This window comes from Actinomycetospora sp. (assembly GCF_055612215.1).
This window is the reverse complement of sequence record NZ_JBVPVA010000644.1, coordinates 1-1,015: the sequence shown is the minus strand read 5'-3', so window position 1 is coordinate 1,015 and position 1,015 is coordinate 1. Positions and strand designations below refer to the sequence as shown.

Annotated in this window: 2 protein-coding genes; both read right to left on the bottom strand. The window is 73.6% G+C overall.

Annotated features, from left to right (window positions below; translation table 11 throughout):
- Positions 1–198 (bottom strand): carbamoyl phosphate synthase preATP-grasp domain-containing protein (locus tag AC0CYZ_RS17685; protein ID WP_472217667.1); only part of this gene is annotated, 198 nt, incomplete at its 3' end.
- A 4-nt stretch (positions 199–202) separates the two neighbouring features.
- A partial coding sequence (locus AC0CYZ_RS17680; protein WP_472217665.1) for a carbamoyl phosphate synthase small subunit occupies positions 203–1,015 on the bottom strand: 813 nt, incomplete at its 5' end.

Genomic DNA, 1,015 nt, shown 5'->3' with positions numbered 1-1,015 from the left:
GACGTAGGTGGCGTCGGCGAACTCCGGGTCGGTCATGATCGTCGCCGGGTTGGAGTTGACCAGCGAGACGCGCAGGCCCTCCTCGCGCAGCACGCGGCAGGCCTGGGTGCCCGAGTAGTCGAACTCGCTGGCCTGCCCGATCACGATCGGGCCCGAGCCGATGACCAGGACGTGGTGGATGTCGTCGCGGCGCGGCATGTGGTCAGCGCCCTCCCATCAGGACGGCGAAGCGGTCGAACAGGTCGGCGGCGTCGTGGGGTCCGGCCGCCGCCTCCGGGTGGTACTGCACGGAGAAGGCTGGCACGGCGCTGCACGTGAGCCCCTCGACGACCCCGTCGTTGGGGCACCCGTGCGACAGGTGGACGTCCCCGTGCGGGGAGTCGACGTGCTCCCCCGGCGTGCCGGCCACCGCGAACCCGTGGTTCTGGCTCGTGATGGCGACGGTCCCGGTGGTGTGGTCGACGACGGGCACGTTGAGGCCACGGTGCCCGTAGGGGAGCTTGAAGGTGCCGAGCCCGAGGGCGCGTCCGAGGATCTGGTTGCCGAAGCAGATGCCGAACAGCGGCACCTCGCGGCGCAGCACCTCGGCGGTGAGGGCGACGGCGTGGTCGGCGGTGGCCGGGTCGCCCGGGCCGTTGGAGAGGAATACCCCGTCGGGCGAGCCGTCGAGCAGCTCCTCGATGGTCGCGGTGCTGGGCAGGACCCGGGTCTCGATACCGCGGGCGGCGAGCAGGCGCGGGGTGTTGGCCTTGATCCCGAGGTCGAGGGCGGCGACCGAGAAGCGGCGCTCCCCCTCCGCGGCGACGGTGTACGGCTCGCGCGTCGTCACCGCGCCCGCGAGGTCGGCGCCCGCCATCTCCGGGCTGCCCCGCACCGCGTCGAGCATCTCGGCCTCGGTGCCCAGGCCGTCACCGGAGAACAGCCCGGCGCGCATCGACCCGGACTCGCGCAGCCGCCGCGTCACCGCCCGGGTGTCGACGCCCGCGACCCCGACGATCCCCTGGCGCTCGAGCTC